The organism is Sphingobacteriales bacterium (assembly GCA_012517435.1).
GTDB lineage: Bacteria > Bacteroidota > Bacteroidia > CAILMK01 > JAAYUY01 > JAAYUY01.
In genome coordinates, this window is record JAAYUY010000226.1 from 1 (window position 1) to 23,639 (window position 23,639).

Annotated in this window: 23 protein-coding genes and 1 riboswitch; of the genes, 16 read left to right on the forward strand and 7 right to left on the reverse strand. The window is 34.6% G+C overall.

Annotated elements, in window-relative coordinates:
- The 12 genes from GX437_12530 to GX437_12585 all read left to right on the forward strand — a co-directional run.
- The coding region (locus GX437_12530; protein ID NLJ08481.1) for a hypothetical protein at positions 1 to 207 on the forward strand (207 nt) is incomplete at its 5' end.
- A 13-nt stretch (positions 208 to 220) separates the two neighbouring features.
- Positions 221 to 316, forward strand: a riboswitch (TPP riboswitch).
- 43 nt (positions 317 to 359) lie between these two features.
- A complete protein-coding gene (locus tag GX437_12535) occupies positions 360 to 2,804 on the forward strand; it encodes a TonB-dependent receptor (protein ID NLJ08482.1) in 2,445 nt (814 codons plus the stop codon).
- Between the two features lie 52 nt (positions 2,805 to 2,856).
- Positions 2,857 to 3,063, forward strand: a complete 207-nt coding sequence (locus GX437_12540; GenBank protein NLJ08483.1) for a hypothetical protein — start codon at positions 2,857 to 2,859, stop codon at positions 3,061 to 3,063.
- Between the two features lie 395 nt (positions 3,064 to 3,458).
- Positions 3,459 to 7,211, forward strand: coding sequence for a hypothetical protein (locus GX437_12545; protein NLJ08484.1), 3,753 nt, complete (start codon positions 3,459 to 3,461; stop codon positions 7,209 to 7,211).
- A gap of 26 nt (positions 7,212 to 7,237) precedes the next feature.
- Positions 7,238 to 9,055, forward strand: coding sequence for a hypothetical protein (locus tag GX437_12550; protein ID NLJ08485.1), 1,818 nt, complete (start codon positions 7,238 to 7,240; stop codon positions 9,053 to 9,055).
- Between the two features lie 2 nt (positions 9,056 to 9,057).
- A complete protein-coding gene (locus GX437_12555; protein NLJ08486.1) occupies positions 9,058 to 10,263 on the forward strand; it encodes a VWA domain-containing protein in 1,206 nt (401 codons plus the stop codon).
- A gap of 1 nt (position 10,264) precedes the next feature.
- Positions 10,265 to 11,404, forward strand: a complete 1,140-nt coding sequence (locus GX437_12560) for a hypothetical protein (GenBank protein NLJ08487.1) — start codon at positions 10,265 to 10,267, stop codon at positions 11,402 to 11,404.
- Between the two features lie 393 nt (positions 11,405 to 11,797).
- The gene (locus GX437_12565; protein ID NLJ08488.1) at positions 11,798 to 14,191 is read left to right on the forward strand and encodes a hypothetical protein; all 2,394 of its coding nucleotides are present in this window, start codon (positions 11,798 to 11,800) and stop codon (positions 14,189 to 14,191) included.
- Positions 14,192 to 14,209: 18 nt separating this feature from the next.
- Positions 14,210 to 14,968, forward strand: coding sequence for a trypsin-like peptidase domain-containing protein (locus GX437_12570; protein ID NLJ08489.1), 759 nt, complete (start codon positions 14,210 to 14,212; stop codon positions 14,966 to 14,968).
- Positions 14,949 to 15,143, forward strand: coding sequence for a hypothetical protein (locus GX437_12575; GenBank protein NLJ08490.1), 195 nt, complete (start codon positions 14,949 to 14,951; stop codon positions 15,141 to 15,143). Before GX437_12570 ends, GX437_12575 begins: the two co-directional genes overlap by 20 nt.
- 14 nt (positions 15,144 to 15,157) lie before the next feature.
- A complete protein-coding gene (locus GX437_12580) occupies positions 15,158 to 15,346 on the forward strand; it encodes a hypothetical protein (GenBank protein NLJ08491.1) in 189 nt (62 codons plus the stop codon).
- A gap of 213 nt (positions 15,347 to 15,559) precedes the next feature.
- Positions 15,560 to 16,144: a DUF1287 domain-containing protein gene (locus tag GX437_12585; protein NLJ08492.1), complete on the forward strand. Its 585-nt coding sequence runs from the start codon at positions 15,560 to 15,562 to the stop codon at positions 16,142 to 16,144.
- A gap of 23 nt (positions 16,145 to 16,167) precedes the next feature.
- Here the strand turns inward: GX437_12585 and GX437_12590 are convergent, their stop codons facing one another.
- Genes GX437_12590 through GX437_12600 form a run of 3 tightly spaced genes read right to left on the reverse strand, consistent with a single transcriptional unit; the run spans position 16,168 to position 17,530 of the window.
- Entirely contained in the window at positions 16,168 to 16,692 is a 525-nt protein-coding gene (locus GX437_12590) for an ATP-binding protein (protein ID NLJ08493.1), read from the reverse strand.
- Positions 16,689 to 17,285: a nicotinamide mononucleotide transporter gene (locus GX437_12595; protein NLJ08494.1), complete on the reverse strand. Its 597-nt coding sequence runs from the start codon at positions 17,283 to 17,285 to the stop codon at positions 16,689 to 16,691. Before GX437_12595 ends, GX437_12590 begins: the two co-directional genes overlap by 4 nt.
- Entirely contained in the window at positions 17,285 to 17,530 is a 246-nt protein-coding gene (locus GX437_12600; protein NLJ08495.1) for a hypothetical protein, read from the reverse strand. The genes GX437_12595 and GX437_12600 overlap by 1 nt, the downstream gene beginning before the upstream one ends.
- 221 nt (positions 17,531 to 17,751) lie before the next feature.
- On the opposite strand from GX437_12600, the gene GX437_12605 reads away from it, so the two are divergent.
- Entirely contained in the window at positions 17,752 to 18,708 is a 957-nt protein-coding gene (locus GX437_12605) for an MBL fold metallo-hydrolase (GenBank protein NLJ08496.1), read from the forward strand.
- A gap of 5 nt (positions 18,709 to 18,713) precedes the next feature.
- On the opposite strand, the gene rnc is transcribed toward GX437_12605, so the two are convergent.
- The 3 genes from rnc to GX437_12620 are packed head-to-tail and all read right to left on the reverse strand — an operon-like array spanning position 18,714 to position 20,935.
- Positions 18,714 to 19,439, reverse strand: a complete 726-nt coding sequence (rnc, locus tag GX437_12610; protein NLJ08497.1) for a ribonuclease III — start codon at positions 19,437 to 19,439, stop codon at positions 18,714 to 18,716.
- A 2-nt stretch (positions 19,440 to 19,441) separates the two neighbouring features.
- Positions 19,442 to 20,689 (reverse strand): beta-ketoacyl-ACP synthase II, encoded by a 1,248-nt coding sequence (fabF, locus tag GX437_12615; GenBank protein NLJ08498.1) that lies wholly within the window; start codon positions 20,687 to 20,689, stop codon positions 19,442 to 19,444.
- Positions 20,690 to 20,698: 9 nt separating this feature from the next.
- Positions 20,699 to 20,935: an acyl carrier protein gene (locus GX437_12620; GenBank protein NLJ08499.1), complete on the reverse strand. Its 237-nt coding sequence runs from the start codon at positions 20,933 to 20,935 to the stop codon at positions 20,699 to 20,701.
- Positions 20,936 to 21,038: 103 nt separating this feature from the next.
- Between GX437_12620 and GX437_12625 the strand changes: the two genes are divergently transcribed.
- On the forward strand, positions 21,039 to 21,455 hold the full coding sequence (locus GX437_12625; protein NLJ08500.1) for an IPExxxVDY family protein: 417 nt from the start codon (positions 21,039 to 21,041) through the stop codon (positions 21,453 to 21,455).
- Here GX437_12625 and GX437_12630 read toward each other — a convergent pair.
- Positions 21,438 to 21,899: a type I restriction enzyme HsdR N-terminal domain-containing protein gene (locus GX437_12630; GenBank protein NLJ08501.1), complete on the reverse strand. Its 462-nt coding sequence runs from the start codon at positions 21,897 to 21,899 to the stop codon at positions 21,438 to 21,440. The two genes, GX437_12625 and GX437_12630, sit on opposite strands and share 18 nt — an antisense overlap.
- Before the next feature lie 43 nt (positions 21,900 to 21,942).
- Here GX437_12630 and holA point away from each other — a divergent pair, with 43 nt between their 5' ends.
- Both holA and ung read left to right on the forward strand, forming a co-directional pair.
- Positions 21,943 to 22,953, forward strand: a complete 1,011-nt coding sequence (gene holA, locus GX437_12635) for a DNA polymerase III subunit delta (GenBank protein NLJ08502.1) — start codon at positions 21,943 to 21,945, stop codon at positions 22,951 to 22,953.
- Entirely contained in the window at positions 22,953 to 23,636 is a 684-nt protein-coding gene (ung, locus tag GX437_12640; GenBank protein NLJ08503.1) for a uracil-DNA glycosylase, read from the forward strand. Before holA ends, ung begins: the two co-directional genes overlap by 1 nt.
- Positions 23,637 to 23,639: the final 3 nt, after the last annotated feature.

Here is a 23,639-nt window from a genome sequence, read left to right on the forward strand (position 1 = left end):
AAACATGCCTACAAAGAACCGGATAAACTTGCAGAATTTCTCAGGGCAACCAAAAAAAAGATTGTCCCGCTCGGAGGCATCGACCTTATTAACATTGATATGATTAAAGAAATCGGGTTTAATGCCATCGGGCTGCATGGGGCTATCTGGACATTTGAAAACCCCGTAGAAAAATTTTGCAGAATCAGAGACGCTTTTCTTTCATAAACATATATCTTTGCGGCAAAATTTGGGGTGCTCAAAATAACGAGCTGAGATTATACCCATTGAACCTGATCCAGGTAATGCTGGCGTAGGGAAATGGATTTCCAGTTCAATTCAGCACCGGTAATTTTTTCTTAACTTAAAATTGTTGTCGCATGAAAAAATTATTGGTCATTTTGTTTCTGATTTCTTTTGCTTTAATGACTAAAGGACAAATCAAGCTATCGGGAGTGGTACTTGACGCATCAACCGGGCAAGCATTACCCGGTGCAAATATCAGAATTGAAAACAAGTTATCCGGTACTTTCACAGGAAAAGACGGAAGCTTTGAGCTGTTACTTTCTTCCGACAGCCAGGTTACACTGCTGATTTCATTCGTAGGCTACGAAACGCTGGTCAGACAAATTAATCCTGCAAAATCATCAAGATTAAGGTTTGAGCTTCAGCCACTTGCTTATCTTCACGATGAGATCATCATAGAATCCACCCGTTTAGATGAACATTTTTCTGCGGCTGTAGATAACATCAGTAAAATAAAAATCAAGGAAATAAATCTGGGACAGGATATGCCATTCCTGCTTCAGCAGTCTGTGTCGGTAGTGAATACTTCTGATGTGGGTAACGGTATCGGTTATACAGGCATTCGGATTCGCGGAAGCGATATTTCAAGGATAAATGTAACCCTCAACGGAATACCTCTCAATGATGCTGAATCTCATGGAGTCTGGTTTGTAGATATACCTGATCTGGCAGGAAATGTTAATAATATTCAGATACAAAGGGGTGTCAGTACTTCCACAAATGGTGCCGGTTCATTTGGAGCCAACATCAATATTCTGACAGCCGAACTGAAAGAAAAGCCCTATGCGGAATATGCCATATCGGCAGGCTCTTTCAATACCCTGAAAAACACTTTTTCAGCCGGAACAGGACTTATTTCGGATGCCTTTACTTTCGATTTCAAACTTTCAAAACAACATACAGATGGTTTTATCGACAGAGCTTTTGCCGACCTTCAGTCTGTGTTTACCACGGGAGCATGGTACTCAAAAAATTCCATCCTGCGGTTTACCTTTATCAGTGGTGACGAGAGAACTTATCAGGCGTGGAATGGAGTACCAAAAGTCAGGTTACTTAACGATACTGCCGGCATGAAAAGATACCTCGACCACTGGCTGATTTCTGAAAAAGAATATGAAAATCTGATTAATTCCGATCCAAGGACTTACAATATTTATACTTACAAAAACGAAACTGACAATTATAAGCAACAGCATTACCAACTCCATTATTCGAGAAAATTTCAGGAAAAAACCCATTTCAACGCTGCCTTTCATTATACCAGAGGCATGGGTTATTATGAGCAATTCAAGGAAGGACAAAAGTTTTCAAAATATGGCCTTCCTGACCCCGTAATCGGAAATGATACCATCAGCAAAACTGATTTGATACGTCAGAAATGGCTGGACAATCATTTCTTCGGGCTGGTGTGGTCAGTCTCGGTGAATAACAGACTAAGTACATGGATGATAGGTGGTTCGGCCAATGACTATCTGGGCGATCATTACGGGAACATCATCTGGGCAGAACAGGCTCAGACCGTTCCAAAAGATTATCAGTGGTATCTCAACACGGGTGATAAAAAAGAAGCAGCCATCTTTGGGAAATATTCCGGTTTTTTCAGTGATAAACTAATATTTTATGCCGATTTACAATACCGTTTTATTCATTACAGTATCGATGGCATACATGACGATCTGCGCGACCTTTCGATGGAAAAGTCCTATCATTTTGTCAATCCAAAAACAGGGTTGAGCATCAATATTGATCAGAAAAGCAAGGCATATCTGAGCTTTGGAATGGCAAGCCGTGAACCGTCCAGAAATGAGTTCCGTGATGCAGACGAGCATTACAATCCTTTGCCCGAGCATCTTTACGACCTGGAAACTGGCTATCAGTTTACCTCAGAAAGATTTGCCGTAAAACCTAACCTGTTTTTCATGTATTACAAAAACCAACTGGTTCAAACCGGGAAAATTAATGATGTCGGATCACCGGTGATGACCAATGTTCCCCAAAGCTACCGTACCGGTATAGAGATAACTGCACAGTTTAAATTCAACAAACTAATTGAATATGAATACAGTATAGCAATTTCCTCCAATAAAATCATCAATTTTACCGAATATGTTGACGACTGGGACAATGGCGGGCAACGCACCAATTTCTACAAATCGACAGACATTTCATTCAGCCCGAAAATTGTTTCTTCCGGAACACTAAACTTCACACCTCTGCAGAATCTGAAAGTGATGTTGCTTTCAAAATATGTTGGCCGTCAGTTCATTGACAATACTTCCAATCCTGAAAACAGCCTCGATGCCTATTTTGTTAATGATTTAATTTTCAGCTATCATTTTAAAACCAACAAAGCCATAAGTGGAGATTTTAGTGTGAAAATCAGCAACCTGCTTAATCACGAGTATGAAAGCAACGCCTGGGTTTACCGCTATTATTTTGAGGGTAATTATTATTCCATGGATGGCTATTTTCCGCAAGCCGGACGATTTTATCTCGCTTCCCTGACATTAAAGATTTAGGCATGACTGATAACATGTATATGTAAAGTCAAAGTCTTTGATTTAACTTTGTATGATGAGAATTGCTTTAATCATTGCGTTCCTGCAATGCCTTTCTTATTCCTATTCAGGTGTTTACAAGCCTGAAGGCAATTTGTTTTGTATCATTATCGGGATCAATGAATACCCTTATCCCTTTCCTGTATTGGAAGGATGTGTGTCAGATGCTATCACAATAAAATCGAAGCTAAACAGGTTCTTTACTCCTGCAAATTTGTAAACCGCAGCAAAAAAATCCGGCTTTGAAAAACATACAGGCATGTATAACCTCAGACATATTTTAGCACTCCCAGTCTTTAACTATGGGTTGACTTGCTTCAACTCCAATCCATGATGGGTCACGAATGATGTAAACCATTGAAATTTACACATATAACCACAAAAGATATGGAAAAAATAATTAGTCCTTTATATCATTTGGCAGTTTGAAAAATATTATTAATTTTGCCATCAGAATTTTAATTAAAAATAATTTTTATGGCTAATACGTATTCAAGTAAAGTAAAAATATGCGAAATATTGCGTATATTCAAACATTGTAAGCAAGGGTAAAAAAAAGAAAATATATATTATATTCGCGAACTAAATGACTTAGACCAAAAACAAAAACTAATTATGACACCTCAACCAAACATAAAACGTTTCCCAACAATACTCAACTCGACACAAAAAGATTTAATTTATGGCCCAACCGCATTTTTTGGTTTTTCTGCCAACTCACAATTGGCACATTTGGCTTTGCCCGATACAAAAGCCACCGCTTCGCAAAAGTCAAAGAGCCAATTATTCATTCCCCACCTGTTGACGTCAATACTATTACTGTTTTTAATAATTAACAGCGTTCAAGCACAACAAAGATTTAGAAGGCATTTCATTATAGCTTATGATATTTCAACCCCTTTTAAAACAGCAGAAAAATCAAATATTAATTATAAAAATACACTTATCAACTTATTTGAAAATACTACCATTACTAATTATAGTGAAGCTAATTTGACTAATCTTATAAACGAAAGGGAAAATAGACTAACTTTTTTTGACCCAGATAAAGACGAGATTTCATTCTTTCATTTTGCTATTGCTCTTAGTGAATTTAGCCGACTAAGATGGACAGAGAAAAATTATGATTCAAAAGGAGTTATAGCTGAATTTTGCAGAATATTTCTAAAAGACAAACAACTTTATTGGTCAGACTTCTATTCAAGCAAAAAGGAAACAGTCGCAGATTATATTAATAAAGCATTTTCAATTACACCTACTCCATCAGATTTTGGAGCTGGAGTATCATTGTCTAACTATGTTTATCCGATTGTGTTATCAAAAGTTGACACATCAAAGTTTGCGGAAGAATACATACTAATTATTTTAAGTGACTTTTTAACAGGATCCATGCATGGCAATAAAATGGACTTTAACAGAATTAGAGACATTTATAGATACTCATATGATAGAGTACTACCAGAAAATTCCGCACCGAATTTGATAAAATCGTTTACAGACAAGTTATCAGCAGCTTATTATAAGATAGATTATTTTGAATTAACTTTTAACAAGACAATAACACAGAAACCAATTAGCATTATTGGATACAAAGTAAAACCAAAAGCTGGCAATTACAACCCTGAAAATGTTGCAATTTTTATTGATTCTGATATTGAATTAGTGCAAAGAGGATATAGGAGTAGAAAATTTAGAATACCCGAAAGCTATTTACGGTTTACGCATAATGATAATTTGAAACCTGTTGAGGTCTCATTAATAATAAGCATTCCTTATAATGATTTATCAAAAGTTTTATTCTCGGGGACAATTGCCAAATTAAACTCTGAAAATAAATGGATTTCAAAATACACTTCGGATGATGATTTAATGACATTAAACAAGTCAAAAAGTTTGTATTTTATTCCATCGCTTAAAGTGAAACTGGCCCCAATCATTAACAAAAGAGATTTTGAATTTATAAAGTTTGAATATAAAGTAAATACTTCTTATTTAATGCCTGATGCTAGTCCTTTGAATTTTATCTATACTGCGGAACGACTTATAAACAAGGAAAATGTTATTTTTAAAACTAAAACAACAATAATTATTATGTATTATGTAATTCCGATAATCTTGTTGTTGCTAATTATTATTTATTTGGTGGTAATTGGCAAACCTAAGCAAATCAAGTTGACAGTAAATGGCTACTTAGATTCCTTTGAAACAATAAACTTTAGGAGGTACGGTAAACTTCTTACTCCTTACAAACATTGGGATGCTCAATCAGATAGTATTATTGTTGAAGGACTTGTTATATATAAATCAAACAACTATTTGTTTAACTGGAAATCGGAAATATATTTCAATATAGAGGACGAAAAAATTCCAGAAGGCTTTGATTTATTCTTAAAGCCGAATTTTAACACCACTAAAGAATTCTATAAAGGGAATCTGATGCCATTAAAAGCAGATAAAAATAACAAATTGAATTTTGTAATTTGCTTAAGACAGAATGATATTAATATAAAATTGACAGAACCACAACTAATAGAATTCACAATATCAGCTTTAATAAGAGAAACAAGACTACTATTCATTAAATCTGAGATAAGAGAAACAATTGAATATAAATTTCATATCGGTAATGATTTAGGTGATTTATGGGTTTCTTTTGATCCAGGCACAACCGGATCATGTGTGGCAATAGGCAATCATGCTGAAAATATATCAGTCTGTATTGATAGTTACAACCAAAAGATAATTGATTCAAAGTTAAACTTCTTTATATCTGAAAATTTTGTAAATAATAATGGCGAAATACCTGAAAAACTTTATGAATATGGAACAAAAGCTAATACAAAATTTGGTTCAAATGGGGTAGTTTCATATCAGTCAATAAAAAAACTTCTTGGCTTTAAGGATATTAAGGAAATTACTTTCAAAAACAACCAAACATTAAAGCTTACTGGCAAAGAATTATCCTCATTACTTGTCAAAGGATTATACAAGGAACTTACTTTCTTCATTAACAGATTGAACAATCCAGAATTTTTACATAATGGCGTTTTCAACCCTCAAAGAGCAGTAATTACCATTCCGAATAATTTTACTCTTAGCAAGATTCAAGACATGATTGATTGCCTTGGTTACTTGAAACAATTCAAGGAAGTACGTTATGTATATGAAGCGGAAGCTATTTTATTTTATTATTTAAGTAATTACAGTCGCTTTAATAATGGTGATAATCATTTTAAAGATGAAAATATTTTAGTTTTTGACATGGGTGGAGCAACCATCAATGCTACAATTGTTAGTGCATCAAAGATTGAAGAAAAACAAAAACCCGTTTATTATATTGATTTTTTAGGAAAAATCGGATACGGTATTGGGGGTGACACAATAGATTATTGCATTCTCAAATTCATAAAGAAGTTCGCAAATGAATATCCACAATTGAATACAATAAATTTTAATACAGAAAATAAAAAGGATTTAGTTGAAGCTGCCAGATCAATAAAATTACAAATTGTAGATTATTATGAAAAAGGATATGATACTCTAATAACTACACGGCAGTTAAATGATTTTTTAAAACCAGTACTTGGCGTTTCAATAGAATTCTCTGAAGAAAGCAAATTTTACGAAAACTTCAAAAAGGACTCGAAAGGAAAGTATAAGATTTTCAGCCATCCTGTTTTTATTGATTTGATTTATAATAATGTAAAGGATGCGGTTAATGAGGTAATTGATTTATCTGACAATTGCAAAATTGACAAAGTTATTTTTTCGGGTAGAAGTACGTTTTTCCCTAATATAAAAGAAACCGTTGAAAAGCAACTTAAATCAAAAAATAGTACCCCAGTTAAAATAACACTTGCAATTGAAGAATCAAAAACGGCTGTTGCCCATGGTGCATGTTGGTATGGAATTAACAAGAATTCTATTCGCCTGAATAACCTTAAAACCAACGCTTCATTTGGGATAAAACAAACATTAACAGCAGATACTACTAATGTTGAATTTATTGAGTTAATTCAAATGGGCTGTCAATTCGATTCAAACAATTCAGGAATTGACAAAGTTACTGGTGAGAAAAAGTTATCTGCAAATTTCGCTTTTGATGGTGGTAAGGTCAATTTTTATCAAGTAATGGGAAAAAATGCCAATCAAATATTAGCTCAAAATCAAAAGCATAAGTTTTCGAAAATTGCAAGTATCAGAATTCCTCTGGAAATTGAAGCTGTTCGAATGATTGTTAAAGAGGATGACGATGTTGAATGCAAAGTAAAACTTGTAAATAACAGGGTTTTAGAAGAAAAAGGAGTTGTTTCTGATCAGGAAATTGCGGATGCGAATGAGGAGCATTACACTTGGATAATTAATTAATTTTTAACTTTGAAAAAAATATGAATATGAGATACTTCGCGTTAACCACCGTTTTTATTTTGACAGCCATTTTTTCGATGGCTCAGAACTTCATCAAGTTTTCAGAAGCTACTGAAATTAATGGTCGTAAATTTTTTAAAGGAGAAATTTATCAGCAAATTGCCGATAAGAAAATTTTATTTGGAAAAGATACTATTGACCTTGGAAAAACGAAAACCGAAAAAGTTACGGTTGAAAATCTATCTCAAATATCTGATAAGTTAAACTTCGTCAAAAATTTAGATAGTCAGTACCAAATAAACGTAACAAAATTCATAAATGATAAGGACACGATAAAGTTAGTCAAAGCAGACAATAATATTATTAATTTTTTAAAAAAAGGTAATGCATTAATAGACATTAAAGAATGTGGTTCGCCTTTCAGACTTATCATTCCAGGTTACCCAAGCATTGTATTTTATGAAAGTGAAATCCCCAAACCTGTAGTTGAAGAACCTACAAATACACCAGTAGATGAAGTTGTAGAAGATGAGGGTTTATTTAGTGGATTGTCATGGTGGCAATATTTAATTGGTGGTGTTCTAATATTGATAATAATATTCTTTCTTTATAAAATAATCAGACGATTTATTAATAAACGTGGAAAATATCCTATTTATGAAAAATATAATGGTGGAGAACTAAATGAGTTTGCTGAAAAAATGGGAATAACTAGAAGTAAATTAATTAAGTATAATTCTGATTTATTGGGCGATTATGAAAATTTAAATCGAAAAGAAAAGGATAAACTAAAAAATAATTTAAGAGGTAAAAATCTTATTATTGGCTATTCTAGTGTTTATTCTGAACCAAGTAAACCATACGCAGAAGATGAACCATTCAATCAAAAGCCACAAACAGTGACTGAAACATATCAGCAATCTCAAAATACAAATGAGCTTTCATCACAAATCCAGAGAATGGAAAACCGAATTCTCAATAAAATAGAGTCTTTGGCATCAAATAAAGAAGCCTCTCAAAAAATAGAGAATCTGCAAAAAGAGATTGAATCATTCAAAGGGAAAATTACATTATTGAATAAAGATATAGAACAAGGTAATCAAAAAATGAATGAACTAAATAGTGAATTAACTCAATTACAAAAAAAGAAACAGGAAATTGAAAGTGAATATCAAAAATATTCAGAAAAAGTAATTTTTGTTGACTACCTCGAACCTTTTGCAAGAGCAACTTATGATTATTACAACTTTTGCCAAAAAGGATATATTAAGGCTCTTGAGTATTTTCAAAAATTAAATCATTCTGATTCGGAATTAGTATCGATAGTCTCACAACTCCTTGTTAAATTCAATTCAAACATTCCCAATAAAACTAATCATTGGGTTGGTGTAATCAACGAAATAAAAGATAGCAAGGCAACAGCAAATATTGACTTGATACAAAGTTTAAAACAAATACCAAACAACGAAGAAAAAAGTAAAGAATTTAAACGGATACTTCTTAAAGAGGTTTTTGAAAAATATTCAAGTAGTATTTTTATACTTACAGAAGAATTTAGCAATCTCTCCAAATTCACGAATAACAGTTCATCTGTTGTAAAAGATTTTGAACAATTCTTTACAATTTTTAAATCAGAACTTCATGGCAAGTCAAAAGCAATTGGGCTTGATTTAAACTATGTGCCATTATTTGAGCATTATGAAAAATATGCAGCATTTACCAAATTAGCAAATCAAACGTGCAGTTTGCCATATAAAAATATAAAGAACATCCCTAAAGATTCTGTTCTGGAAATTATTAACTATGGGTTTGGCAATGAAGAAACTAATGTAATTTTAGCATAATTATGGAAGAACTTTTTAAAGCTTTCGGTAAATATTTCAAAGAGGCAGAATTCAACAGCTTTGAATTCTGGATATACCCAATAGGTACTATTTTGTTAATATGGTTACTCACTACAATCGGATTAAAAATAATTCCGAAAGGAAAAAGTAAACTAAAAACAGTTTTTCGCATCCATAGTTTTTGGGTATGTTCAGCATTAATTGTTGCAACTATAATAATTTCATTAATATGCTACTGGTGGGCAACAAACTACTTTTCAAAAAATCCTTTACAATTATCTTTGCTTATAAGTTTATTCCTATCATTACTTATACCTATCATTGCCTTACTGAATTTACGAAGTTTTTATACAACTGATGATTTAAAGGAAGTTGTTGACCAGCCCAAAACACCAATGCAGGCTGAAACCATTATAACATTTGCAAAAAAAGCATACCGCAAAAAGAAACTCTGCTTTATTTTATTATTGACTGGTTTCTTGTTTTTACTCTTTTCATTAAATATTGGAAAAAACCTAATTTCAATTGTTTTTGATAATTCCGGTAGCATGGAAAGTAAAAACGCTATTGAAGCACTTTCAGAAACCTTTGATAATTTGGGCAATAATAATGAAATCCTTTTAACTACATTAGAAGGTTTGGGTGAATTTTCATCTGGTGGCAAGAATACAATAAATGAGATTTTTGCAATAAAAAATTATTCTCAATTACAAGCAGGTAATGTGATTTATTATGCTGACCCTATTTCTGCCAAAGACGGATTAAATCAAATAACCAACCAGGTTTGGGGTTCACCAATTTGTGAATCAATATGGAAATCATATCTTTATGCAAAAAGCACTCTTGCAAATAACAGTTACAAAAATAAAGTTTTAATAGTTATTACTGATGGCGATGATAATGTCGGCAATTCGATCCCCTCAAGTAAATTCTTCTTTGACGATGAAGAATTTGCAGGTTATTACAGTCCTGATAAAACATTCATTATTGACTATTCTGACGGTGCAATAAATCCCTTTTTACAGAAATTTCAGGATGCAGGTTGTGAAACTTTTATTGTTACAAATACAAAACAGGACTATCTTGATGCTTTGGATGCAACGCTGAATTCTTTTAAAAATAATTGGTATTTAGTTATTTGGGTAATAATTATTACCTCAATTTTGACTTTAATTGCCCTTTTAATTGAACCTAAAAAAATTGTATAATATGAAACGACTTTTATACCTCTTACTTCTGTTTATTGTAACTTTTCAAGCAAATGCACAAGAAAACGTTTTTATTTTAGTTGATGTTTCAAAATCTGTTAAACAGAATGATTTGCTAAACGCAAAACAATTAGTTAAAGATATTTTAATGGGGAATCCTATTGATTCAAGTGTTTTTATTACTGATGGTAATGTCCAGCCGTCAATGCTTAGGGCTGGCAGCAAGATTATGATAATGCCACTTGGTGAAAGAACAACCGTAATGAACTATATTCCAAATATTGTTGATGTCAATAATCAGGCTGAAATAATAAGTTTCATTGAACAGAACTTTCCAATTACCCCAAGAGATAATTGGACTTATATTTCCCTTGCAAAAGCAAGAATGGCAGAGATAGCAAAGAAGAAAAATATTAATAATTATAAACTTATTTTTGTCTCAGATAATATTTCAGATGATTTTGGGGGCCGTCCAAATTACAGTGCTTATGAGCAACAATTAGTTGATGGTTATAATACTCAAAGTAATCCTGTAAGAGAAGAACCAGGGATAAGAATAAAACTTATTTCGAGAGATGCATTCTCTGTATTTATCCAAAAAATTGATGTTTCTGGTTATACTCCTCCGAATATTGGTGGTTCGCAATGCATTGATTCAATTTCTGCTCCTTTGAAGATTGAACTAATAACTTTTAAAGGAGGCACAATTTCAAAACCTATAATTTTCAAGGAAAATAAAATATCTATTAGTTGGTTCTGTAAAAATGCACCTAAGAATGCTGAATATAAAATTAGAGTTAGCCCAATTAATATATCAGGTGAGAAAATGCAAACCTTCACAGCAACAGGCAATAGTTACAATGTTTCTAATCTTTCTAATGGAAAATGGAAAATTACAGTTTCATCTGCATCGCCCAATTTTTATGCATCTTCTGCAACTACAACCATTGAAATAAATTCTGGCGGTTCTTATTGGTTCTTGTGGCTATTATTGATAGCAGCTCTCGGTGGCGGTGGTTATTGGTACTGGAAGAAAACACAAGATGATAAAATAAAGAAACTTAACTCGATGTCAAATAATGACAGTTTTTCAAGTGGTACATCATTAAATACTAACTCTGATAATTCAGGATATTTTTAAAATTATGGAAAATATATTTTTCAGCTCGGTTTACAGCAATTTTGAGCAAACTTTAATTAGTTTGCTAATATTTTTTGCTTTAAGTGGCATTATAATTTATGTCATTTATTTTGTGCTTTCCAAGCTTTTATTCAAAAAAAGTGAGCAACGAAAGGAAATTTCATTGAGATTAACTTTTCTTTGGACTTTGTTTGTTTTCTTTATTTTATACAATACCTACATTTCCATTTTTCTCTTCAGGGTAGGTATTGATAATTTGAACTTTGCTTCAGGCTTATTATATCTTGGGTTGTTACCTCAGATATTTATTTATGTGGCATTTATAATTTTCTTTTTTATCAAACGCCATACTTTGAAAAAAATCATTAATGTAAACTCTTTAAATTAAATATTATGGCAACTCCAACTTTGATAATAGGTATTGGGACAAGCGGTTTATATACTTTAGAGCATGTTCAACGTTTCTATTATGAGACATATAAGAAAAATAAACCAGAGCATGTCGAATATCTTTATATCGAGACAAATAAAGATAATCAAGTAGGTGTAACCCCATTGCCTAATGAAATAAAAAGAGTATATGTGAGCTTAGGTGAAATGGAAAAAATGGTTACCAATCTCAAAAAAGAAGGTTGCGGTGATTGGTTGCCACCATCAAATCAACTTGTTAATGCTGGTTTAGGTGCAGGAGGCATTCGTTCTTGCGGTCGTTTAGCTCTTTGGGGCTGTAACTCCCAAGGAGATAATTTTAGAAATGTTGTTGATGCTATTAACAATGCTTATGGTAGAATAGCATCTCATATGATTAAAGGTGCAGAGAAGTCAAAGCCTACCATTTTTATTACTGGTTCATTTACAGGTGGCACTGGGTCTGGAATTTTTATTGATATGGCCTATCTTATACGCCATTTGATTAAAGATATTAAAGAATTATTTGGTTTATTCTTATTGCCTAATAAACCATCATCAATTAGGGGCTTTGAGGTTCTATATGCTAATAGTTATGGTGCATTAAGAGATTTAGAACATTTTAACAAAGTAGAATCTGTTTATAAAGAAAAATGGCCCAATGGGGTATCAACAGAATTTGTTGTTCCACCATATGAATTAGTTCAATTTATAAGTCAGGATTATTATGATGGAAGTCCTGCTATGAGTAATTTAGGTGCATTGTATAAAATGGCAGGGCTTTATTTGTTTCTAAATATTGCAGGTGTCAAAGAAAAACGTATGGAACGTTTTGTAGATGCAAAATCTGCTGGACATATTGACAAATATGGCACATTTGGACTTTCTGCAATTCAATTTCCTAAAGATCAGATTCAAGAATATGTTGCTTCCAAATTAAGTATTGATTTAATTAATAGATGGACTGATTCAGCACAATACTTTTCAAATAATGAGAAGAAACAAATAAATAAAGCTGTTATTTTTCAACAAACAAATAAGTTGTTTGACGAATTTTTAGTTAATGCTTTTAAGACATTAAATAGTATCGGAGGTAAAGACTTGATAATAGAAATTGAACGAGAATCACTTAAAATTAACTCTAAAAACATCAAAGGGCACCCTGTCGATTATATATCAAAGATGTTTACCAGTTTTTCGGATAGCAATTATTATAGTTTAGTCAAAAACAATATTCAAACTGCAATTGATTTATTAATAGATGATATTCATGATTTAGTAGTTAATAAACTAGATGAAACAGAGAACCTTTATTTTACAAAATATATTCTTGAATCTATTACTCAGTCTATTGATAAAACTCTGGAATATTGGAAACAAATGGGTTTGTCTTCTAGATCCGATATCTGGGAAAATATTTTGAGAGATTTGTGTAATAATACTCAAAAGAAAACATACAAAATTGTTTTAGAACAAGATGCTGTTTTGAAAGATCGATTATTAACTGCATTTGAAATCATGAAAATGCACTTGTTAATTAAAGGATTAGTTGATATATCGCGCAATATATCAAAAGATGATATTCCTCTAAAATCTTCTGTCTCAAATAAAGAACTGCCAAAAATAAAAACAATTGATAGCTTTATTACATTACTTTCACAAGTTTCTGGCAAATTAGATACACAAGAAAATATTTTCACGTTTGAAAAAAGGATAAGAAATATCGAGCAAGATGTTAATGATGAGACACTTCCAATCTTAAGAATTTATCCATCAGGTTCTTTTTTTAATGAAACAGAGAATGCAAAACGTATCTATATACAAAAGACAAACAATAGTGCACGGACAAAAGATGAAGTAATCAAAGCTACAACATTGTGGGATTATCTTATTAAATCATCCAAGGCTCGCTTTTTTGATGAGATTTATAAAGACTGTTTGAATTCATATCGAAGCAATATCGATATGGAAGATTGCGTACCAGATTTTGATGTTTCAAAATTTATCATAGACAACCCTGAAGCTGGTATTCGTATCGCAAAAAGAGCATTATCTCCTTTCATTTCCATTGACAAAATATTATCTCCATCAGCATATTTGCCTAAATTTATTGCTGGTGGTGATAATGGTTCTATTAAGGAGGTTATTAAAGTATTCAAATCAAATAACTTTAATGACTTTGGCGAATCAACCGATAGAATGTTAGAACTAACTGACATGAAGAATATTTTCATATTCTATGATGAAAAAGGTGGTTTTAATCTATTAAGTGATCTAAGTTATATTGAACAAATGAAAAATGTTTATGAAAATCCTCCATCTTCTGAAACAAAGACTGTTGAAAGATGGAAGAATGAACGCAATGCATATAATTATTAACTTCAAAACATCGATATTATGCTTTTAGGTGTTACTGAAACAATTCAGGAAAACAATAGGGTTTCTGTTTTAAAGAAGATTAGAATAATTACGATATTGTTTATTGTGTCAATTTTATTGCCATTTCTTATTTACCTATTTTTTAATTTAGGTTTAATAACAGGAAAACCAGCATTTAATTCCGATATTCAAGAACCTGTTGCTAAGGTTGTAACATCAACAGGCGTAGGCACTGCATTTTTAATAAGTCCAACAATCTTATTAACTGCAAGACACGTTGTCGAAAATAATAAAGTCGGTGATGAAGTCGAATTATTTTTTGAACAATCAAAAAGTAAATTGAATGTAAAAGCTAAAATTAAGTATATCTCTCCTTCAAGTGTTCAACCAATAAATGGTCAGGTGCCAATGGACTATTTTTTAACAGATATTGCTGTTTTAGAAGCAGCAGAAATTACAGAAATAGAACCTTTACAATTAGGAGAATCGGATGCAGTTAATAATCTTGATGAAGTAATTTTAATCGGCTATCCAAATGGCGACTATTCAATAAGCAAAGGGAATATTAACAGTGACAAATTTCAGGGTTTTAATTTATTCAAACTCGATGCGACTTCAAATCCAGGGAATAGTGGTGGACCTTGTATTTTGAAAAATGACAACACAGTAATAGGAATTTTAGTTGGTGGTAGTGGTCCTCAATATCAGGGTGAGAATATTGCATTAAAAATTGATGATGTAAAAAGAATACTTGACAATGCAAAAATTAGTTATTAATTCCAACCCACACAGCCAGGCGCAATGGCAGATCGCACTATCCAACGCTACAACCAATCCCGATGACTATCGGGATGCCAAAGAGTGGGCATGTCCGACCCCAGAAGAAAAATTATTAATCGCCTCCCCTTTAGAGAATAAAAATACCCTTCCACACAAGCTGACACAAGATTAAAAAGCAACTTAACAATGACACAGAAACTGAATATTGACAATGGCTTACAAGACTGGAAAGAAGAACACCAAGCGGTAACAGGCGGTATATTTTATTGCCGAGATAGTGGGGATTTCTGCGTTTCTACATCTAATAAACTTTCGTATGACATGACAGATTTGTGCTTTGAAACCTGTCTGCCGACAGGCAGGTCGGCAAAATAAACATACCGCCAAACCGTCAGTTTTGGCCAAAGCAAATAAACCGGAGAAATAAGCGTGAAATAACTTAAAAAATCCCGTTTCTTGGGCATTAAAAATAATTTTGTCTCTATAAATCGGGAAAATTTTCCTGTAAATTCATTTTTTTCAGTTTTTAATAACAGGGATTTATCCCAAACACAATATTGCTTTAACACTGACGTTTGCGTAAATATAATGAAAAAGCATACAGCAACCTTCATATTTTTTGCATTTTCTTTTTACTTGGTATCTGGGCAAACTTCTTTTTTTGACCGGCTTGCCGACTCTGCCCTGGTTTTAACTCACCAGAAAGTAAAATATGACCCTTCTTATTTTCAGATAAAATATCCGGACGGAGACATCCCTGCTGACAGGGGAGTCTGCACAGACGTAATCATCCGTGCCTACCGCAAACTCGGTATTGACCTGCAAAAAGAAGTACATCAGGACATGGTGGCAAACTTTGAAAAATATCCTGAAAATTGGGGATTGACAAAACCAGACAAAAATATTGACCATAGAAGAGTGCCTAACCTGATGACTTTTTTTTCAAGAAAAGGAATTGAAAAGGAAATTTCACAAGACCCGAAAGACTATCTGCCGGGAGATATTGTTTGTTGGGATTTAGGCGGAGGCATTACACATATCGGGCTGGTATCGAAGGTAAAATCAACCGATGGACGCAGATATTTAATCATCCATAACATAGGAAACGGACAAGTGATTGAAGATTGTCTTTTTAGCTTTAAAATCATCGGGCATTACCGTTATAAAAAATAATCCCTATCACTGAAGCAGAAAACTTATGGCTTTTCCAATGAAATCAAACTTTTTACGGCCCGGATAGCTTTATCAGTTCTTTCCTGCTCTTTCCCGCTGATCTCAATAAAATTAAACTTCCTTGACGACAACTCTTTTCTGAACCATTGATAAAAAAAGTCGCCCAATCCGGGATGCTCACGCAAGGGATCATAAATCCAGGGAATGTCAGGGACACAAAGGAGATAGAGATCGTACTGCCGCTCCATTATTTTAGGTTCCAGCCAGTCCGGGGTTTTTCCGTATTTGTATTCCATCCAGATTTTAATCACAAGTAACTCAGTATCAGCTATCAGTAAATCAGGCCGGTTGAGAATGATGTCGTCCTCCTGCTTCATCTGGGCTATGGCAATCTGCCCGACATCTTCATAAGTATATGGACGGTTGAGTTTTTCGAGGTAAACCCTTGCATATTCTTCGACCAGCGGACAGTTAAAATGTGCTGAAAGCTTCTCCGCCAGAAAGGTTTTCCCTGTTGACTCAGGTCCGGTTACTGCAACACGTATCATGACTGCTGCAATTTAATTTTTTTCTGCCATTCGATTAGTCCATACACAGCCAGTATGGTAAAGAAAAAGTAAAGAAAGCTGAAAACAAACAGATGTTTGTAAATATAAATACCGGTACAGAGCAGGTCGATAACAATCCACAGCCACCAGTTTTCTATCATTTTTCTGGCCATCAGGAAGGTGCCGATAATTCCCCAAACGGTAGTGGTGGCATCAAGATATGGCAGGGAAGCATCTGTATAATGTTCGAAAAACCAACCAGACAAGAAGGTGAAAATAATACCAATGCTCAGTAAGACTATTGATAAGCTAAAAGTGATATGCCTGATAGGTGGAGCAGTGTTTTCTTTTCCCCCCTTCAACCAGAAATAAAAGCCGTAAATTGTCATGACAAAATAAAAAATCTGAAGAATTGCATCCTGATAAAGCCTTGACTGATAAAACACAATGGCAGATAAAACCACATTAATCAAAGCAACCGGCCAGCACCAGATAATTTCCTTTGCAGTCAGAAAGACACCGGCAATACCAGCAATGGCGGCAATTATTTCAAGGTAATTCTCTGATAAATAATCAAAAACAATACTGGTCATTAATCCGATAAATCAGCATTGATTATTTTCATAACAAAAACAGAATGAGGGAGTTCCATAGCTTTACGGATTTCGGTAGTCAAGGCATTCATAACGAGAGAATACTCCCCGAAAATCTGGGTACTCATACCATTGGTAACTACTTTCAAACCTTCATACTGATTGATTTTATCAATAAAGTTTCTGATAGGCGGAATAAAATTACCAGAAAGCGGATAATAGCTGATTTCAACAGAAACTGTCATAACATTTGTTTTAAAAATCAGGCAAAAATAAGCCAAAATGTTGACAAATAAGGGATTACAGAGCAAGAGAAATCACATTTCAGGGGAATTACAAACAATTTATTCTGAAAATGTTAAAAATATATTTGCCGGTGATGTTTTTTTATTACTAATATTGCTACCTTTGAAATAATTTTTTAATGGCTTCCATCATTCAAAATTAGTAAGAATTAATATTCTTTATGAAAGTAAAGCTTTACGGAACAAGGGGTTCGGTCCCTGTATTCAATCCAAAATCAGTGCGTTATGGAGGAAACACCACCTGCCTTCGTATTTACAGCGATCATATCGGTGAAAACTGTGCACTGGTGATTGATGCTGGCAGCGGAATAATTCCAATGGGTGACGAACTGCTCAAAGAAACCAAAGGACAACTGAAAGAAGTAACACTCTTATTTACTCACTGGCATAATGATCATACACTGGGCCTGTTTTTATCGCCTATTACCTTTATAAAAACTGTCAGAATGAAACTTTTAGGTCCTAATGAAAACAATATCGGGCCTAAAGAAATGATGGAGGATATGATGAGGCCACCCTATTTCCCGATTGATGTCAGGGAAGTCAGAAGCAAGTTTGAGTATTTCGACATTATGATGCCTCAGGCTCAGGTACTTCTGCTGAATAAATTTGGGATGACCATTCTTGACCTCGATGTTTACGAAAAAATAGAGCTTAATCACGAAATGGTCGAACTTAACGAAGAGCTTTATCCACTTGATGATTTTCTGGTGATAAAAATGCACCGTGCCAAACACCCCGACAAAACCATCAGTTACCGCTTTGAAGATAAAAAATCAGGTAAAGTATTTGTCTTTCTTACCGATAACGAAAATGAAGACGGATTTTCCGGCCACCTGAAAAAACATGTCATGAATGCCGATCTGCTGATTATTGACGCTCAATATTCCAGAGAAAAATACAATTCATTCACAGTAGGTTTTGGGCACGGAACTCCCGATTATGCCGTCAGGCTTGCTGAATTCTGTAAGGTGAAAAAACTTGGCTTTACCCATCACGACCCCATGTCGGAAGATACTGATATTGATAAAATTCTGCAGGAAGGTATTAACGCCAAAAGTAAGGATTCTCAGCTTGAGATTTTTGCCTGTGCCGACTATCTTGAGGTTGAAGTTTAAGCCACTTAACCCAGCAATAGTTTTTTATACGCTTCTTCGGCTGCCCTTTGCTCGGCTTCTTTCTTTTTGACAGCTACTCCCCTTCCGTATTCTGCCGAATTGACTAAAACAATTGAATTGAAATATTTAACCCCTTTTTTCATCACCTCATTTGTCTCAAACAAAATATCCATGTTTTTTTGTTGAGACAGTTCCAGCAGTCTTCCCTTAAAATTCTTCTCTTCCTCAGCAAGCTCATTTTCAATTATATATGGCCAAATCAGGTGAGACAAAACAATTTTATAGGTTTTCTGATAGCCTTTATCAAGATAAATAGCTCCAATAAGTGCTTCCAGTGCGTTGCCCAGCAGGCGGCTCTCTCCTTCAATTTCATGTTGCAGGCCGGGATTACACTTCAATACTTTATCGATACCTATGTTTTTCGCAATTTTATTCAGGGTTTCGCGTCTGACTATATTTGAGCGGATGACACTTAATTCTCCCTCGCTTTTCTTGGGAAATAAAATAAGGAGATAGTGTGAGATAATAGCACTGATAATACTGTCGCCAAGAAACTCAAGTTTTTCGTTATGCCTGGATTTGGGTTTATACGACTTATGGGTAAGGGCTTCTTCGTATAAATCTATTCTTTTAGTACTAATCCTGAGCTGTTTTTTTAAGAATAAAACAATTTCAGGATTTTGTTTCTTCTTTCCTCTTTTCTGAAAAAGCAGTTGAAAAAAGCTGATAATGGCTAAATCTTTTTAAAAGCAAGACATACATTATGACCGCCAAAACCAAATGTATTGCTGATGGCAACATTGACTTTTCTTTGCTGAGCTTTATTGAGGGTCAGGTTAAGGTCGGGATGGATTTCAGGGTCTCTGTTTTGATTGTTTATGGTAGGAGGAACCATGTCGTGAACAATAGACAATACTGATATGGCTGATTCAATGGCGCCAGCTGCTCCCAGCAAATGACCGTGCATGGATTTGGTAGCACTGATATTCAACTTAAAAGCGTGATCTTTGAAAAGGTCAATGATGGCTTTTGTTTCGCTGAGATCTCCCAGTGGGGTGGCAGTACCATGAACATTCACATAATCAACATCTTCGGGCTGTAATCCGGCATCTTTCAGGCAATTTTGCATCACCAGCCTTGCACCAAGTCCTTCGGGATGGGGGGCAGTCAGATGGTGGGCATCTGCCGAAAATCCGGCTCCAACAATTTCAGCATAAATTTTGGCACCTCTGGCAAGTGCGTGTTCATATTCTTCGAGTATTAAACAAACACCACCTTCTCCCATGACAAAGCCATCACGTGTACTGTCAAAAGGCCTTGAAGCTGTTTTGTACTCCTCATTATTTTCGGATAAAGCTTTCATGGCATTAAAACCACCAATAGCGCCAGGGGTAATGGGTGCTTCAGATCCACCGGTTATAATAAGCTTTTCGCGTCCGTTTCGAATAAAATCGAAGGCACAGCCAATGGCATTTGATGAAGAAGCACAGGCAGACACTGTGGCAAAGTTTACTCCCATAAAACCATATTTCATGGAAATAAGCCCTGCAGCAATATCAGGAATCATTTTGGGGATGAAAAAAGGGCTGAAGCGTGGTGTAAAATCACTCCTGACAAAAGAAGTAATTTCTTCTTCAAAAGTAGTAATACCCCCTATACCGGAAGCCCAGATAACACCGCAATTTTCTTTATCCAGTTCATCAATGTTGAGTTTGGCATCATCAACAGCCTTACCTGTTGCGACAAGGGCATATTGAGCATAAAGGTCCATCCTGCGGGCCTCTTTACGGTCAATATACTCATCTGTTGTGAAATTTTGTACCTGACAGGCAAACTTCGTTTTGAATTTTTCCGTATCAAAACGGTCGATTAAAACAGAAGCACTGACACCATTGATACAATTTTGCCAAAATTCATCGATTTGATGGCCTAATGGGGTTACGAGGCCAATTCCGGTAACAACAACCCTTTTTTTATCCATTGGCAAGCTTTATTTCAGTTGTTCTTCCAAATACTTGACAGCTTGACCCACCGTGCTGATTTTCTCAGCCTGATCATCAGGTATGGAAATATTGAATTCTTTTTCAAGCTCCATGATCAGCTCTACAGTATCCAGCGAGTCGGCACCAAGATCATTGGTAAAACTTGCTTCAGGGGTTACTTCACTTTCATCAACTCCCAGCTTTTCAACGATAATAGCTTTTACTTTTGATTCAATGTCTGTCATATCAATAAATTAATTTGGTTTCTAAAAAAACTGCTTAACTTTTTCTTTTCTCAAAAAAAAATCGTGGCAAAAGTAATACTTTAGTGCTAATAAAAAAATGCCCTTGAAAAAAAAATCTTCCATAAGCCACCCTCAAAACGTAAACCTCCTCTTTGGTATTGTTACCGATTTGAAGGATTACAAGCTCGCTTTTCTATTAAACAACATTCTGAATATCGAAATGGAACGCAAAGAATATGAGTATTCTGAAGAAACATATCAGGAAAAAGTAATATTTTATTTTTCGGCTGACATGAACTTCGAATATTACCTGTTTAAAAACATTTTCAAACCTGATTTTTTCACCAGGAAATTCAAAAATATTAATTTTTTCCTGCTTGCCAAACCTCATTTACCGGTTCAAAAAGATACAGGAATCATCAACCAGCTGACAAAACATGAAAAAATAGTTGCTTGTCTTCAGATACCTGACGAAAAAACTATTCTGGAAGCTATAAAACTCTTACGGATAACCGATTGACATTTCCTTATAAGATGGCAAATCTTCAAGGGGATGATAGGTCGAATCTTTTTCCTTTTTCCAGTAATAATGAATGAGGCCGTTTGTCAATGCCAGAAAAGGAGCCTGAATAACCTGATTATATCTTTCAATCTGAAAAACAGCATGTTGTAATAAATCCTCGTAGGGAGATTTACACTCTACCAGCAAAAGAGGTTTCAATTCGTTGCTATAAACCATAATATCCGTCCTTTTTTTCAAATGATTCAGTCGGGTGCCTCCTTCAATGTTAATTAAATTAATAGGTACAGCCTTTGAGTTTTTCAGGTAATGGACAAAATGCTGTCTGACCCACTCTTCGGGTGTCAATGCCACATATTTTTTTCTGACTACATCGTATATGTTGAGTTTCCCGTTTTTCTCCCGTAAAGAATATTCAAATTTTGGTAGTGATAATTCCAACATTTCATTTATTTTGAGCGCCAGAACTTTATTCAATTTTAGCGTAATGATACTGAATTTTGATAAAATCGCATCCGACATTGGGCATAAAAAATTTTACCCCATATATATATTGACAGGAGAAGAGGCTTATTACATTGATGCAGTCAGCCATCTGATTGAAAACAATGTACTTGCAGAGCACGAAAAAATCTTTAATCAGACCATCGTTTACGGTAAAGATATTAATCCTGCATACATCAAGGAAGCCTGCCTGCGTTTCCCCATGATGGCCGAATACAATGTATTGATAGTGAGGGAAGCTCAGGACTGCAAAAAGCTCATGGACGAAATGCTCCCATATTTTGAACGGCCTAATAAAAGCACCATACTGGTTCTCTGTATCAAATACCAGAAGCTCGACAAAAGGACAAAAGTTTACAAATCCATTGAAAAGAATCCGGATTGCTGTGTGCTTGAAGCTTCAAAAATCAAAGAAAACCTGCTGGTCGAATGGATTGAAAACTATTTGAAAAACAATAACTTTCAGATTACCCGCAGAGCCTCCATCCTGCTGGCTGACTACCTTGGCAACAACCTCAGCACTCTTTCCAACGAACTTGAAAAACTCATCCTGATAAAAAAAGATGTCCGGCAAATCGACCTGCAGGATATTGAAACACACATAGGCATCAGCAAAGAGTATAATGTGTATGAACTTCAGAAGGCATTGGCGACAAAAAATATACAGAAGGTTACACGAATTTACAACTATTTGAAAAACAATTCGAAAGCCGCAGCAATGAATCTAATTACCGGTACCTTGTTCAGTTATTTCTTTAAAGCTTTTGTTTTTGAAAATCCGAAAAAAAATGTCAATACCCTTCATTCTGAAATGGGTATGGAATACTGGCAGGTCAACGAACTTCAGCCGGCCATCCAAAACTATCATGGAAAAATCGACAAGGTGCTGGAAATCATTCGTGAATATGAATTAAAATCAAAAGGAATCAATAGCAGGGAAATACCTGATAGTGAATTGCTTAAGGAAATGATTTTTAAAATACTTGCTGTCTGATGAATGACATAAGAGAATTTGTTCCTGACGACTGGAAAGCCTTGCTGGCAGAAGAATTTAATAGTCCATATTTTCAGAAAATCATTGATTTTCTGGAAGAAGAAAAAAACAATAACCGAACGGTTTATCCTCCCCGTGAAGAAATATTCAGTGCTTTCCGGCTCACGCCTTTTGAAGAGGTAAAGGTAGTCATCATCGGGCAGGATCCATATCATGGCAAAGGGCAGGCTCATGGATTATGTTTCTCAGTCAAAAAGGGAGTGCCTCCGCCCCCAAGCCTGATAAATATTTTCACTGAAATAAAATCAGATTGCGGAATAAGCATATCAGGCCACGGAGAGCTGACTTCATGGGCCAGGCAGGGTGTTTTATTGCTCAATGCGATTCTGACAGTCAGGGAAAATCAGCCGGGTTCTCACCAGAATATTGGGTGGCAACAGTTTACCGACAAAGTCATTTCCCTGATTTCAGAGAAAAAAGAGGGTATTGTGTTTCTGCTTTGGGGAAAATATGCCCAAAGCAAATCGGGGCTGATCGATGAAGGAAAACATTATATTCTGCAGGCTGCTCATCCATCTCCCTATTCCGTCAGAGCCGGCTTTTTCGGGTGCAGGCATTTTTCCAAAACCAATGAGATTCTGAAAAGTCTGAAACGGCAACCCATCAACTGGAGTATCAACTAAGTC

What these genes read in the sequence shown, in the direction of transcription:
- GX437_12535 (NLJ08482.1), top strand. Translation starts at nt 360, where the DNA reads ATGAAAAAATTATTGGTCATTTTGTTTCTGATTTCTTTTGCTTTAATG.
- GX437_12540 (NLJ08483.1), top strand. Translation starts at nt 2,857, where the DNA reads ATGATGAGAATTGCTTTAATCATTGCGTTCCTGCAATGCCTTTCTTAT.
- GX437_12545 (NLJ08484.1), top strand. Translation starts at nt 3,459, where the DNA reads ATGACACCTCAACCAAACATAAAACGTTTCCCAACAATACTCAACTCG.
- GX437_12550 (NLJ08485.1), top strand. Translation starts at nt 7,238, where the DNA reads ATGAGATACTTCGCGTTAACCACCGTTTTTATTTTGACAGCCATTTTT.
- GX437_12555 (NLJ08486.1), top strand. Translation starts at nt 9,058, where the DNA reads ATGGAAGAACTTTTTAAAGCTTTCGGTAAATATTTCAAAGAGGCAGAA.
- GX437_12560 (NLJ08487.1), top strand. Translation starts at nt 10,265, where the DNA reads ATGAAACGACTTTTATACCTCTTACTTCTGTTTATTGTAACTTTTCAA.
- GX437_12565 (NLJ08488.1), top strand. Translation starts at nt 11,798, where the DNA reads ATGGCAACTCCAACTTTGATAATAGGTATTGGGACAAGCGGTTTATAT.
- GX437_12570 (NLJ08489.1), top strand. Translation starts at nt 14,210, where the DNA reads ATGCTTTTAGGTGTTACTGAAACAATTCAGGAAAACAATAGGGTTTCT.
- GX437_12575 (NLJ08490.1), top strand. Translation starts at nt 14,949, where the DNA reads ATGCAAAAATTAGTTATTAATTCCAACCCACACAGCCAGGCGCAATGG.
- GX437_12580 (NLJ08491.1), top strand. Translation starts at nt 15,158, where the DNA reads ATGACACAGAAACTGAATATTGACAATGGCTTACAAGACTGGAAAGAA.
- GX437_12585 (NLJ08492.1), top strand. Translation starts at nt 15,560, where the DNA reads ATGAAAAAGCATACAGCAACCTTCATATTTTTTGCATTTTCTTTTTAC.
- GX437_12590 (NLJ08493.1), bottom strand. Translation starts at nt 16,692, where the DNA reads ATGATACGTGTTGCAGTAACCGGACCTGAGTCAACAGGGAAAACCTTT.
- GX437_12595 (NLJ08494.1), bottom strand. Translation starts at nt 17,285, where the DNA reads ATGACCAGTATTGTTTTTGATTATTTATCAGAGAATTACCTTGAAATA.
- GX437_12600 (NLJ08495.1), bottom strand. Translation starts at nt 17,530, where the DNA reads ATGACAGTTTCTGTTGAAATCAGCTATTATCCGCTTTCTGGTAATTTT.
- GX437_12605 (NLJ08496.1), top strand. Translation starts at nt 17,752, where the DNA reads ATGAAAGTAAAGCTTTACGGAACAAGGGGTTCGGTCCCTGTATTCAAT.
- fabF (NLJ08498.1), bottom strand. Translation starts at nt 20,689, where the DNA reads ATGGATAAAAAAAGGGTTGTTGTTACCGGAATTGGCCTCGTAACCCCA.
- GX437_12620 (NLJ08499.1), bottom strand. Translation starts at nt 20,935, where the DNA reads ATGACAGACATTGAATCAAAAGTAAAAGCTATTATCGTTGAAAAGCTG.
- GX437_12630 (NLJ08501.1), bottom strand. Translation starts at nt 21,899, where the DNA reads ATGTTGGAATTATCACTACCAAAATTTGAATATTCTTTACGGGAGAAA.
- holA (NLJ08502.1), top strand. Translation starts at nt 21,943, where the DNA reads ATGATACTGAATTTTGATAAAATCGCATCCGACATTGGGCATAAAAAA.
- ung (NLJ08503.1), top strand. Translation starts at nt 22,953, where the DNA reads ATGAATGACATAAGAGAATTTGTTCCTGACGACTGGAAAGCCTTGCTG.